The sequence below is a fragment of the Faecalibacterium sp. OF03-6AC genome, assembly GCF_003478175.1.
In the GTDB taxonomy this organism is placed as follows: Bacteria; Bacillota; Clostridia; order Oscillospirales; family Ruminococcaceae; genus Faecalibacterium; species Faecalibacterium taiwanense.
Window position 1 is genome coordinate 296862 of sequence record NZ_QUEN01000003.1, and the last position, 12633, is coordinate 309494.

At 57.0% G+C, this 12633-nt stretch carries 14 protein-coding genes and 1 tRNA gene; 3 read left to right on the top strand and 12 right to left on the bottom strand.

Going from position 1 to position 12633, the window contains the following annotated elements:
• The 7 genes from miaA to DXA66_RS05510 form a co-directional block, all read right to left on the bottom strand.
• Complete coding sequence (miaA, locus tag DXA66_RS05480; RefSeq protein ID WP_243089036.1) at positions 1 to 945, bottom strand: tRNA (adenosine(37)-N6)-dimethylallyltransferase MiaA; 945 nt, start codon at positions 943 to 945, stop codon at positions 1 to 3.
• Positions 929 to 3070: a DNA mismatch repair endonuclease MutL gene (gene mutL / locus DXA66_RS05485; RefSeq protein WP_118527376.1), complete on the bottom strand. Its 2142-nt coding sequence runs from the start codon at positions 3068 to 3070 to the stop codon at positions 929 to 931. Before mutL ends, miaA begins: the two co-directional genes overlap by 17 nt.
• Positions 3071 to 3113: 43 nt before the next feature.
• A complete protein-coding gene (gene mutS, locus DXA66_RS05490) occupies positions 3114 to 5729 on the bottom strand; it encodes a DNA mismatch repair protein MutS (RefSeq protein WP_118527377.1) in 2616 nt (871 codons plus the stop codon).
• A 112-nt stretch (positions 5730 to 5841) separates the two neighbouring features.
• Entirely contained in the window at positions 5842 to 6249 is a 408-nt protein-coding gene (locus DXA66_RS05495; protein ID WP_097775655.1) for a YlbF family regulator, read from the bottom strand.
• Between the two features lie 52 nt (positions 6250 to 6301).
• Positions 6302 to 7681 (bottom strand): tRNA (N6-isopentenyl adenosine(37)-C2)-methylthiotransferase MiaB, encoded by a 1380-nt coding sequence (gene miaB, locus DXA66_RS05500; RefSeq protein WP_118527379.1) that lies wholly within the window; start codon positions 7679 to 7681, stop codon positions 6302 to 6304.
• Positions 7682 to 7814: 133 nt separating this feature from the next.
• Positions 7815 to 8207, bottom strand: a complete 393-nt coding sequence (locus tag DXA66_RS05505) for a transcriptional repressor (protein ID WP_118527381.1) — start codon at positions 8205 to 8207, stop codon at positions 7815 to 7817.
• A 48-nt stretch (positions 8208 to 8255) separates the two neighbouring features.
• On the bottom strand, positions 8256 to 9530 hold the full coding sequence (locus DXA66_RS05510) for a replication-associated recombination protein A (RefSeq protein WP_118527383.1): 1275 nt from the start codon (positions 9528 to 9530) through the stop codon (positions 8256 to 8258).
• A 183-nt stretch (positions 9531 to 9713) separates the two neighbouring features.
• Between DXA66_RS05510 and nth the strand changes: the two genes are divergently transcribed.
• The 3 genes from nth to DXA66_RS05525 all read left to right on the top strand — a co-directional run bounded on the left by nth (position 9714) and on the right by DXA66_RS05525 (position 10904).
• A complete protein-coding gene (gene nth / locus DXA66_RS05515; protein ID WP_044953658.1) occupies positions 9714 to 10403 on the top strand; it encodes an endonuclease III in 690 nt (229 codons plus the stop codon).
• A gap of 20 nt (positions 10404 to 10423) precedes the next feature.
• Positions 10424 to 10663: a GlsB/YeaQ/YmgE family stress response membrane protein gene (locus DXA66_RS05520; protein ID WP_005941717.1), complete on the top strand. Its 240-nt coding sequence runs from the start codon at positions 10424 to 10426 to the stop codon at positions 10661 to 10663.
• Between the two features lie 165 nt (positions 10664 to 10828).
• Positions 10829 to 10904 (top strand) — tRNA-Thr (locus tag DXA66_RS05525).
• A gap of 193 nt (positions 10905 to 11097) precedes the next feature.
• Here the strand turns inward: DXA66_RS05525 and DXA66_RS05530 are convergent.
• From DXA66_RS05530 to DXA66_RS14355, 5 genes are all read right to left on the bottom strand, one after another.
• Entirely contained in the window at positions 11098 to 11364 is a 267-nt protein-coding gene (locus DXA66_RS05530; protein ID WP_118527385.1) for a phage holin, read from the bottom strand.
• Between the two features lie 2 nt (positions 11365 to 11366).
• The gene (locus DXA66_RS05535; protein ID WP_118527387.1) at positions 11367 to 11600 is read right to left on the bottom strand and encodes a hypothetical protein; all 234 of its coding nucleotides are present in this window, start codon (positions 11598 to 11600) and stop codon (positions 11367 to 11369) included.
• Between the two features lie 5 nt (positions 11601 to 11605).
• Entirely contained in the window at positions 11606 to 11908 is a 303-nt protein-coding gene (locus DXA66_RS05540) for a DUF4406 domain-containing protein (RefSeq protein ID WP_118527389.1), read from the bottom strand.
• A gap of 10 nt (positions 11909 to 11918) precedes the next feature.
• The gene (locus tag DXA66_RS05545; RefSeq protein WP_118527391.1) at positions 11919 to 12332 is read right to left on the bottom strand and encodes a D-Ala-D-Ala carboxypeptidase family metallohydrolase; all 414 of its coding nucleotides are present in this window, start codon (positions 12330 to 12332) and stop codon (positions 11919 to 11921) included.
• A gap of 81 nt (positions 12333 to 12413) precedes the next feature.
• Positions 12414 to 12633: hypothetical protein (locus DXA66_RS14355; RefSeq protein WP_118527393.1), on the bottom strand; the 220-nt coding region annotated here is incomplete at its 5' end.

Sequence of the window (12633 nt, forward strand, 5' to 3'; positions counted from 1 at the left end):
TCATCCTTTCGCTAAAAATTCGCTCGTTTTGCGGATGGCAGTCTGCACTGCATCCGGTGCACCGGCATCCAGCCAGACCACACCGTCCATATGGCGGAACCAGGTCAGCTGGCGCTTGGCATAGTTGCGGGACGCCTGCTTGAGCTTTTCCGTGCAGGCTTCCAGTGGAGCCGTCTGCTCAAAATACGGAAAGAACTCCTTGTATCCGATGGCCTGCGCTGCCGTGCGGAAGCTTTCCCGGTTCTGCCAGACATGCTCCGCTTCCTTTATAAGGCCCGCTTCCAGCATTTTGTCCACACGTAGGTCAATGCGGCGGTAAAGTACCGCACGCTCTGGGAAATCCAGACCGAGGATCAGGCTGCGGTAGGGTCGCTCCGGTGGGAGAGACTCCGCCTTCTGTTCGCTCAGCTTTTTGCCGGTGGCACGATAATGTTCGAGTGCGCGCAGCACCCGCACCTGATTGTTCGGGTGGATCGCCGCAGCAGCTTCCGGGTCGGCCTGCTTCAGTTCTTCGTACATGGCAGCACCGCCTTTTGCAGCCAGTTCCGCCGCCAGCTGCTCCCGCAGACCGGCAGGTGCTTTTTCCTCTGTAAAGCGCACCCCATACAGAAAGCTCTGAACATACAGCCCTGTGCCGCCCACAAGGATGGGCAGCTTCTTCCGGGCAGAGATCTCTTCTTCCAGCTTTCCGGCCATGGCGGTAAAGTCTGCCACGCTGAAAGCCTTGTCCGGCGTAAGGATATCCACGCCGTGATGCGGGATACCGCAGGTCTCCTCCGGTGTCACCTTTGCCGTGCCTATGTCCAGACCTTTATAGATCTGCATGGAATCACAGCTGATGACCTCGCCGGAAAAATGTTTTGCAAGCTCTACGCCCAACGCCGTCTTTCCGGTTGCGGTAGGGCCGACGACGGCCACCGCGGGATGTTTATACGATGCGTCCAAACTGCTTTTCCAGCTCCTTCCGGGTCAATTTGAGTACGCAGGGGCGGCCATGCGGGCAGAACGGCGGCACCTCGCCGGAAAGGATCTTTTCGGCCAGCGCCAGCAGTTCCTGCGGCGAGGACTTGTCCCCCGCCTTGATGGCTGCACGGCAGGAGATAGAATGCAGCACCCACTCGGTGTGCTCGTTCAGCGCATCATGGCCGCCCTTGAGCAGCTTATTTGCGATCTCCACCAGCAGGCTTTCGGCATTCTGCGGCTCCACATCTGCGGGCACCGCGCGCAGCACCACGGTATTGCCGCCAAAGTCCGCGATCTCAAGGCCCGCATTTTCCAGCAGAGGGATGTTATCCAGCAGGGCCTGCTTTTCCTCCGCAGCAAGGTTGATGGCAGCAGGCTCCAGCAGCATCTGGCTGGGCACATTGCCATAGTTCGCGGCCAGTTTTTCGTACAGCTGGCGCTCGTGGGCAGCGTGTTTATCGATCAGGCACAGCTCGTCGCCGCGTTCTGCAAGGATATATGTTCTGAACACCTCGCCCACATAGCGCAGCGGCTCCGGCTGATCCGCCGTCGGATCAAAGTTCATCTGCTCCGGCTCGGCCAGTACAGTTTTCTGTTCTGCCGCTTCCGGCGCATCCGGTTCTGTTTCTGCACAGGGTGCACTCTCAGGTTCTTCCTTCGGTGCTTCCTGCGCAGGGTTCCACGCTGCCATATGGTCCTGAGGCGAATGCAGTTTTGTCTCACCAAATTCCGGTTCCACATCCAGCTGCGTTTCACTTGCCGCCGCACGGAACGGCTCTGGTGCCTTTGTCGTTTCCAGCTTCGGGCTGTGAAGGGTCACGAACGGATCCAGCATATCCTCGTTCTGAGCACTGCCTTTCCAGCGCGGCACACTGGGTGCTGTCGGTATTTGCATTGCAGCAGACGGGGCAGGCTGCTGCGGTGCTGCGGCGGGTTTTGCCGGTTCCCAGTGCTGCTGTGGCAGAACGCCCGGGTCCGCTTGTCCCCGAATGATCGCAGAAAGCCCTGTAAAGTTATTATTCTTTACATCATTTTTGATTATATCAGCGTCTTTTTTTGAATTCTCAGCTTTTTCTTCTTTTTTGTCTGCTTCAAAGGTAAAAAGCCGTTCACCAGTGCCGGGCTGAGCCAATGCCAGCTTGACGGCATGATACACCACATCAAAAACATCATTTTCGCGGGCAAAGCGGGCTTCGATCTTGGCCGGATGCACATTGACATCCACAAGGTCGGCCGGCATTTCCAGCAGCAGAATGCCGCCCGGGAACTTGCCCTGCATCATGGTACCCTTGAATGCCATCTCCATACCGGCCATCATGGTGCGGTTGCGCACATAGCGGCCATTGATGTAAAAATGCTGCATGCTTCGGCTGGCGCGGCAGCTTTTGGGCGGGGTGACCAGACCGGTGATGCGGTACACGCCCTCCTGATTTTTCAGCTCAATGAGGTCCCGGCTGAACTCCCGGCCCAGCACCGCATAGGCTGCACCTCGCAGCTGGCCGTCGCCGGGCGTGACATACTGCAGCTTGCCCTCACGGATGAACTTGACGCTGACTTCCGGGTGGCTGAGCGCTACATGGGTAACTGTATCCGACACAAAGGTGCCCTCGGAGGAGTCCTTTTTGAGGAACTTCATGCGGGCAGGCGTGTTGTAAAACAGATCCTTTACCCGGATGGTGGTGCCCACAGCTCTGGCACCCGGCTCACGGGAGACCTCTTCCCCGCCCTCAATGCGGTAGACCGTGGCAAACTCGTCCACCTCGGTTCGGGTGGTCAGCTCTACACGGGCCACGCTGGCAATGGATGCCAGTGCTTCACCGCGGAAGCCAAGCGTATGGATGTTGGTCAGATCGTCCGGTGTTTCAATTTTGCTGGTGGCGTGGCGGATAAACGCCGTGGAGATATATTCTGCCTCGATGCCGGTGCCGTTATCGCTGATCTCGATCAGCTTGACGCCGCCGGATTCAATGCTGACGGTCACCTGCGTGGCACCGGCATCAATGGAGTTTTCCAGCAGCTCCTTAACAACGGATGCCGGACGCTCGACCACCTCACCGGCTGCGATCAGCTCGGCTGTGTGCTTATCCAGAACATGGATCACTGCCATGGTGTTTTCCCTCCTTGTATGGTCTGGGTCAGGTAGAGCAGTTTCATCTGTTCAGGCTGCCCTTCAGGGTCTTTTTCAGCTCGTAGAGGAAGTTCAAAGCCTCAATGGGGGTGAGTGTTTCCACATCCAGAGCTTCCAGCTTGTCCATCATCTCGCTGGGCACAGCCGGAGAGTTATACTCCTGCAGGGCATCAAAATCCATCTGCTCTACTTTATTTTTAGGTGCAGTTGCTTCCAGCGCGCGCAGCACCTCATGGGCGCGGCGGGTCACACTGCCGGGCAGGCCTGCCAGCTTTGCCACCTCGATGCCGTAGCTGTCATCCGCCGGGCCGCGCACGATGCGGCGCAGGAAGGTGATGTCCTCGCCGCGTTTTTTTACCGCAATATTGTAGTTTTTTACGCCGTCCACGCCGCCTTCCAGTTCGGTCAGCTCGTGGTAGTGGGTGGCAAACAGAGTCTTGCAGCCAAGGCCCTTGGCGGGGTCTGCAATGTGCTCCACTACGGCGCGGGCAATGCTCATACCGTCAAAGGTGGAAGTGCCGCGGCCGATCTCGTCCAGCACCACAAGGCTTTTGGCGGTGGCATTTTTCAGGATCTCCGCTACCTCGGTCATCTCCACCATAAAGGTGGACTGACCGGCAGACAGGTCGTCCGACGCACCGATGCGAGTGAAAATGGCATCCACCACACCCACATGGCAGCTGGAAGCCGGTACAAAGGAGCCGATCTGCGCCATCAGCGCGATCAGTGCATTCTGGCGCATGTACGTGGATTTACCTGCCATGTTGGGGCCGGTGATGATCAGGCAGCGGTCTGCACCGCAGTTCAGGGTGGTATCATTGGGTACAAACAGGCTGCCTTTCAGCATCTGCTCCACCACAGGGTGACGGCCCTCGGTGATGGTCAGCTCGTCACTGTCGTCCACGATGGGACGGCAGTAGTTGTTTTCCGCTGCCACCTGCGCCAGCGCCGTGAGCACATCCAGCTGGGCCACCGCATTGGCCGTGCGCTGGATGCGGTCCAGCTGAGCGCTGATGCTTTCCAGCAGTTCGCTGAACAGGCGGTGCTCCAGCGTGATGAGCCGTTCGTGGGCACCTAAAATTTTGCTTTCCAGCTCTTTCAGTTCCTGCGTGATGTAGCGTTCGCCGGAAGTCAGGGTCTGCTTGCGGATGTAGGTCTCCGGCACCATGCTCTTATAGGAGTTGCTTACCTCGATGAAGTAGCCAAACACATGGTTATAGCCGATCTTCAGCTTGGGGATGCCGGTCTCCTGCCGCAGGCGGGCTTCCAGCTGCGCCAGAACGCCCTTGGTATTGTCGCGGATGGAACGCAGCTCGTCCACCTCGGCATGGTAGCCTTTGGCAATGACACCGCCATCCTTGAGGGTAGAGGGCGCTTCCGGGTCCACCGCCGCATAAATACGGGCCTTGATGTCCTCCAATGGATCGATCTGTACTGCCAGTTCTGCAAGCTCCGGGCAGCCGCAGGCCTCAGCCTGCCTGCGCAGGCCGGGCAGCCGGTCGCAGGTCTGGGCCAGCGTATAGATCTCCTTGGGTGTGGCAGAGCCGTAAACCGTGCGGGTCATCAGGCGTTCCATATCCGCAATGTAACCCAGCTCTTCGGTCAGGTCGCCGCGGGCCATGGTCTGCTTGACAAGGCTTTCCACAGCGTTCAGGCGGTGGTTGATGAGTGCACTGGAAATAAGCGGCTGCTCGATCCAGCTGCGCAGCATACGCTTGCCCATGGATGTACTGGTCTTATCCAGCACCCAGAGCAGCGTGCCCCGCTTTTCGCGGCCGCGCAGCGTCTCGGTCAGCTCCAGATTGGCGCGGGTCACGGGCGAAAGACGCATGAACTGGGCCTTATTATAGGTTATGACCGTTTTCAGACGTTCCACGCCCTTGATCTGGGTATCGTGCAGATATTCCAGCAGTGCCGCCATGGCAAAGCGCACAAGGCCGTCCGCTGCAATGCCGGTGGTCTGCACCCAGTCGCGGCCAAACTGGTTTTCCAGCGATGCCGCCACAAGGCCCGGCGCATAGCGTTCATCTTCCACCAGTTCCACCGAGCAAGTCATATTCTTTTTGATGTACGCCGTCACCTCGCGGCAGTCCAGAAGGCCCGGATTCATCAGGACTTCGCTGGGATGATAGCGGCACAGCTCTGTGATCACAGCCGGTGCCGTTTTATCCGCGTTCAGCTCGGTGATATGCGCCGTGCCGGTGGAGACATCCGCAAAGCACAAACCTGCTTTCTTTCCTTTGAGGAAGATACTGGCAATGTAGTTATTGCGGTCGTCCTGCAGCATGCTGCTCTCAATGACCGTGCCGGGCGTGACCACACGGATGATGTCTCGCTTGACAAGGCCCTTGGCCTTGGCCGGGTCTTCCACCTGCTCACAGATGGCTACTTTGTAGCCCTTGGCGATCAGCCGCGCCACATAGCCCTCGTAGCTGTGGAAGGGCACGCCGCACATGGGTGCTCGCTCTTCCATGCCGCACTGCTTGCCGGTCAGGGTCAGGTCCAGTTCCTTGGATGCCGTCAGGGCATCGTCAAAGAACATCTCGTAAAAATCGCCGATGCGGTAAAACAGAATTTCGTCCTTATGTTGTTTTTTGATCTCAAGATATTGCTGCATCATGGGCGACAGCTCTGCCATGGTTTACCCTCTCTCCCGTTCTATGGTTCTGTGCACAAGTTTGCGGCTTGTAACCGCTTTTGCAAACAAAACGCGGTCTGTTTTGCACAGCCGCGTTTTGTTTTTGCCGGTTTTAGTGGCAGCCGCCGCAGGTGGAGCAGCTGCCGGTGCAGGAAGCAGAAGGCTCCTGTACCGTCATGGGGTCGCCGCCATTCATGGCAGTGTTGATGATGGCATCAATATAGTTCACAAGGTTCTCGCAGTCACGCTTGGCCTCGTTGTAAGCCACCATGCCTTCGTTGCCCATGATCTGACCGTACAGGCTGTTCACCTTTTCGTTCAGTTCGGCGATGCGGGCATCGTTGCGCTCACTCTTGCCGATCTCGTTGTTCAGATCCATGCGGGCGAGATTGAACTCGCCGATCAGGTTCTGCAGCTCTTCGTCCTTATCGTTTGCCTTGCGGGTCTGATCCAGAACGAGGTAGCGGCTATCGGTCTGCAGCGCAACGGCTGCGCGCTTGAAAAGATCAATGCAATCCATTTGAATGGTCTCCTTCTTATTTATACGTTCAGGGGCACTGCCCCGGAATCACTCAGGCAAGCTCACCCAGCAGCACAGTCGCCCGTGCGCCCGTGAGATGTACGTTGGCATAGCTGCCCATCAGGGAAGCATCTGCCGTGAACTCCACCGTCAGGTTGTTGTCCAGACGGCCGGAGAGGGTGCCCTCATTGCGGCCAAAGCCCTCTACCAGTACCTTTACAGTCTGACCAACCTGCGCCTTGACCAGCGCCATGGCGATCTCGTCCTGCAGCTTGAGCAGGCGGGTCATGCGGTCGGTCTTTTCCTTACGGGGGGTGGGATCGGGCATTTCGGCAGCCTTGGTGCCGGTGCGCTTGGAATAGATAAAGGTGAACAGCTGCATATAGCCCACCTTCTGCACCAGTTCCAGCGTCTTGACAAAATCCTCCTCGGTCTCGCCGGGGAAGCCAACGATGATGTCACTGGAAAAGGTGATGCCGGGCACCGTTTTGCGGGCGTATTCAATGAGTTCAAGATACTGTTCCACGGTGTAGTGGCGGTTCATCTTTTTCAGCAGTTCATCGGAGCCGCACTGCACCGGCAGATGCAGGTGCTTGCACATCTTCGGCTGGGCGGCAATGGTGTCGATCAGCTTGTGGCTGGCATCCTTGGGGTGGCTGGTCATAAAGCGGATGTGGTAATCGCCAGGCACCGTGCACAGCAGGTTGAGCAGATCAGAAAAGTCCACCTTTTCTTCCAGACCCTTGCCGTAGCTGTTGACGTTCTGTCCCAGCAATGTGATCTCCTTATAGCCTGCCTCCACAAGACCGCGGAATTCAGCAAGGATATCACCGGGCTTGCGGCTCTTTTCGCGGCCGCGCACATAAGGCACGATGCAGTAGGTACAGAAGTTGTCGCAGCCGTACATGATGGGCAGCCATGCGCGGAACTCGCTCTCACGCCGGATGGGGATATTCTCCACGATGACCGGGCGCTGGGCGGGCTCCATCAGCACACGCTTATGCTTCTGCAGCTTCTGGGCAATGAGCTGCGGCAGGGTGTCGATGCCGTCCACGCCAAACACAAGGTCAACATAGGGGTAACTCTTACGCAGCTTTTCTACCACATGCTTCTGGTTGGCCATGCATCCGCACAGGCCGATGATGAGATCATGCTTTTTTTCCTTGAGTCCCTTCAGGGCACCTACGTTGCCGAACACACGCTGCTCGGCATGCTCACGCACGGCGCAGGTGTTGAAGAGGATCAGGTCTGCATCCTCGGGCTTATCGCACAGGCCATAGCCGATGTCCATCAGCACGCCCTTGATCCGCTCGCCGTCGTTCACGTTCTGCTGACAGCCATAGCTGTGCACAAAGGCCAGCGGCGGCGTATCATAGGCCTGCTTTACCAGCTCAGCGGCAATGTTATTATGTTCAAAACTAATGTATTCCAATCAAACCATCCTTCTCCGCCGGACCGAAGTGCCCTGTGCGGCGAAAATCTACTTGCACTTTCTGAAAAGAGCCTTCTCTATAGTATACCCTGTTTATACGCTCCGGGCAAGAGGTCCGTGCAAATTTTATGGTTCAGTGGGCGTTTTCCTGCGCCTGCTTCTCGCAGCAGGCCTCGCATACGCCGATCAGCACAACAGCGCAGTCCTGCACATGGCCCTTCTGGTTTTTCACCAGCTTCATTACCTGCTTTTCGTCCACCTCGGCATCGTTCACGCTGCCGCACACGGTGCAGTACAGATGGCTGTGCCAGGGCAGCGTGTGGTCAAAGCGGTCAGCCTTGCCTGGAATGGACACCCGGCGCACCCGGCCCGCATCCACCAGACTATTCAGGTTACGGTATACGGTGCCAAGGCTCAGCCCCGGGCACTCCTTCACGGCTTCATCGTAAATTTCCTCGGCAGTGGGATGATCGCACAGGTTCTGTACCGTCTGCATGACCAGCTCACGCTGTTTGGAATATCGCATATCGTTCTCCTTTTTCTTTGTTTTTTGGTTTTGGGTGTAAGGCGTGGATCAGACGTTCTCTTCGCCCTTGATCTTTGCCCAGTAGGCACGGGCCGCCTGTTCATTTTTGTTATCGCCAAAGGTGTAATATTTCACGTCCTTGATGGCATCTGGCAGGTATTGCTGTTCCACCCAGTGATGGTCGTAGTCATGGGCGTATTTGTAGTTCTGGCCCTTCACCAGAGCATCCTCACCATCACAGTGTTTGTTCTGCAGCTGCCGCGGGATGGGCCCGGTGCGGCCCGCCTGCACATCCGCAATGGCCGCGTTGATGGCATCGTGGGCACTGTTGGACTTGGGACTGGTGGCCACCAGAATGACGGCATCTGCCAGCGGGAGCCGTGCTTCCGGCAGGCCCACCATGTTGGCGGCATCAATTGCCGCCTTCACAATGGGAATGATCTGTGGATAGGCAAGGCCCACATCCTCGCAGGCACATACCATCAGGCGACGGCAGGCCGAGGGCAGATCTCCTGCTTCCAGCAGACGGGCCAGATAATGCAGCGCCGCATCCGGGTCGGAGCCGCGCATGGACTTCTGGTAGGCTGACACGATGTCGTAGTGGTCATCGCCCTCCCGGTCATACCGCATGGCAGTGCGGCGGGTGACCTGCTGGATCATTTCCAGCGTAATGTGCTTTTCCCCATCCTCAATGGGAGCTGCCGTCACCGCAAAATCAAGACAGCCCAGCGCCTTGCGCAGGTCGCCGCCTGCGCTCTCGGCAAGGTAGGCACAGGCATCCTCGTCCATGCAGACCTTTGTGCTCTCCCCTTCCGAAAGCTTTTTCAGTGCATTGTGCACCCCACGCTCCACATCCGCCGCCGAAAGCGATTTGAACTCAAACACCGTGCAGCGGGACAGCAGCGCATTATAAATGTAGAAGTACGGATTTTCGGTGGTGGATGCAATGAGCGTGACCGAGCCGTCTTCAATGCATTCCAGCAGGCTCTGCTGTTGTTTTTTGTTCAGGTACTGGATCTCGTCCAGATACAGCAGGATGCCTCCCGCACCTGCCAGCGTGCCGATATCCTTGAGCACCGCCTTGATGTCCCCGGTGCCGCAGGAAGTGCCATTGAGCTTATGCAGCGTCATACCGCTGTTTTCTGCAATGATGCGCGCCACAGTCGTTTTTCCGGTACCAGACGGGCCGTAGAAGATCATGTTGGGGATGCGTCCGCTCTCGATGGTACGGCGGAACACCCTGCCCGGTGCCAGCAGATGCTGCTGACCGCAGACATCTGCCAGTGTTTTGGGCCGCAGACGCTGTGCCAGTGGTTCGTTCATCGTGTTTCCCTCCTCCCGTACCGAGGTGCAATTCCCCCAGCATTTTTCTATAGTATATCGCATTTTGTCAGTAAGAGCAAGGTTTTATCTGAAAATCATTCTCAGATAATTTTTGCCCGCAGTTTACAAAAAACGCAAAACATGGTATTATCGTATCAGCTTTTGTTGATGGGAGTGGATGAAATGCCTGTTCGCAAAAAGGCACCAGAAGACCTTACTGCAAAAAAGGCGCTGGCGCTGGAAGTGATCGACCGGTTAAAAAAAGAATACCCAGATGCCGGCTGTACATTGGATTATGACCACGCCTGGCAGCTTCTGGTCAGCGTGCGTCTGGCAGCCCAGTGCACCGATGCCCGCGTGAACATTGTGGTGGAAGACCTGTTTGCCAAATATCCCAATGTTGCTGCGCTGGCTGCTGCGGAACCCGAAGACATTGAAGCCATCGTCAAGCCCTGCGGGTTGGGACACTCCAAAGCGCGGGATATCTCCGCCTGTATGCGGGTGCTGCGCGATAAATACGGTTGTCAGGTGCCCACCACCTTTGAAGAGCTGCTCGCCCTGCCCGGCGTAGGCCGCAAGAGCGCAAACCTTATCATGGGCGATGTGTTTGGCAAGCCTGCTATCGTAACAGACACCCACTGCATCCGGCTGTGCAACAAGATCGGCCTTGTGGACGGCATCAAGGAACCGCAGAAGGTGGAAATGGCCCTGTGGAAGATCGTTCCTCCGGAAGAAGGCAGCGACCTGTGCCACCGCTTTGTGATGCATGGTCGGGCAGTGTGCAATGCGCGCAAACCAGAATGCGAAAAATGTTGTTTGAAGGATATTTGCCGCTTTGCCCGGGAAACCGCCGGGCAGAGCGCAGAGCTTTAAAATTCAGGAGGTCGAGTATTATGTTTGGTTTTATTTTCAGTCTACTGATCGGCGCTCTGGCTGGTTACATCGCTGGCCGCATTATGGGCAGCGAAACTTCCACCGTGCGCAATATCGTGCTGGGCATTCTGGGCGGTTTTGTAGGCAGTATCGTGTTCGGCCTGATCGGTCTGAGCGCTACCGGCATCGTGGGTGAGATCCTCGTTTCCGTTGTGGGTGCCTGCATCTGCATCTGGATCGGCCGTAAGCTGTTCAACTGATTATTCTTGTGTGCAAGGCTGCTCTTCGAGTTTTTCTCGGAGGGCAGTTATATTTTTGCATCACAGACGATTTGCACCTGTTCTGCCGCAAAATCAAATCTTGACAGCGCACAGGAAGTATGATAGAATATTTCTCGTTGCAGAACATGCAAGAAAATTTTATCTGCTACTGTGGCTCAGCTGGTAGAGCAGCTCACTCGTAATGAGCAGGTCGCCTGTTCGAATCAGGTCAGTAGCTCCAAAACAAAATCCCCAAAAAGCGGCTTTGTGCCTAGCTTTTTGGGGATTTTTCTTTTTGTAGCCGTCCTTCGATTTTTAGAAAAAAGCGCCTTAATTACCCTTATTTCACCATAACTTTCCTAAATCTGTGGCGCAAGAAGTGGCGCAAAATGGCGCACAGCATCAGATTGTTTTCGCGCTCTGTGCCGCTGTGTTTACTTTCCCTGCGCCTTCAGCTTGTCGTAGGTCTGGTCTGCCTGAAGGGCTGCGGGGGTGAAGCTGTTGTTCTTCCACCACGCGACCAGCGCGGCCACGGTGGTGATACCAGCGGTGACCAGCTGTTCCACGGTCTGGCTCTCGATGGGCAGGACGGGCTTGCCGCAGGCGCTGAGCACCTGATTGGTCAGGGCCAGCAGCAGGCAGGCGGTGCGGGCAATGGTGCCTGCGGAGATGGTGGGTGCGTTGTAGGTGTGTTCGTTCATAGTTAGGTCCTTTCTCTTTCGTGTTCGTTTGCTTCTAAATCAGCGATGCGGTGGTTGGCCACCTTCATCTGCTCTTCCAAAATAGGGACGCGGCGGGCAAAATTGTTGTGCTCCCGCACCTCGCGGGTCAGCTCTTCCAGCTTGGTGTCGGTCACAGCCTGACTGCGGCTGTTGGCGATCAATACACCGATCAGGGTCACCGCACCGGCAAGGATGGCTGAGATGATGCTTTCCACTGGTCTCACACCTCCATCACGGGGATGCCGTAGTCCTCGGCGCACTGGTGCTCAATGCGGCAGCCGCGCGCATTCTGCCAGCCCGGAGCAAAGATTGCCACATCGGCCTTTGCAAGGAACTCGATGCTCCGGGCCAGATAGTCCAGCGGCTTTGCTGCCGGGCCGAAATCATCAAAGAAGGTTTCCAGCGGAGCCACATCTTCACCCAACAGAGCCTTTGCCTTGCTGATCGCGGCGGCGCGTTCCTGAAGTACCTGTTCATCGGACAAGCCACCCATGGGCTGGCTGATAAAAATAGTCTTGCTCATGTTATTCACCTCACAGCGTCCACCGGCTCTTGTTCGGGCGGGTGTCCACGTGCACCCAGCCCTTGGCCCGGCCTGCCTTGACCGGGTAGCGGCCCACGCCGCCCCAGCCGGGCATCAGGCTTTCAGCGTAGGCGGCAACGGCCAGCGGGTCGGTGTCCTGCACCTGAATGTCTGCGGCCCGGCCCAGCAGGTGCTGGCTGGATTTAGAGCCACCCACCTTTGCGTTGTGGCTGGCGGTGCGGTAGCCGCTGGTGATGGTCACCGGCTTGCCGAAGTGCTCCCGGATGCACTGCAGCACCACCACAAGGCCCTCGTCAATGAGGATGGTGTCGGTGCCGTCGCGGCAGCGGAACTCCCGCACGCGGAAACCGGGTGCCAGCTGCTTTGCACCGTCCGTTTCCAGGCTGTACTGTTTGATTGCCATATGTATCACGTCCTTTCACGGGGTCAGGCCCCGATTTTCACGTTCTTTTCCAGCTCCTGATCTGCATTGTCCTCAGCGTCCTTACTGCGTGATTTCCTCAAAGCCGCTCTTGATAAGAATTGCCTTGACCTTTTCCTTCAGCAGGCGGGGGCAACGCTCGTACAGAGCCTTTGCGTCCTCCACGGTCTCAGCGGACATGATTTCCTGCGCCCATAACATAGCCATCATAAGTACCATCCTTTCGATTTTTTGTGTGATTTTAGGCACCAGCTCCTCTGCCCGTGCGGCAGCAGCCTCGGCA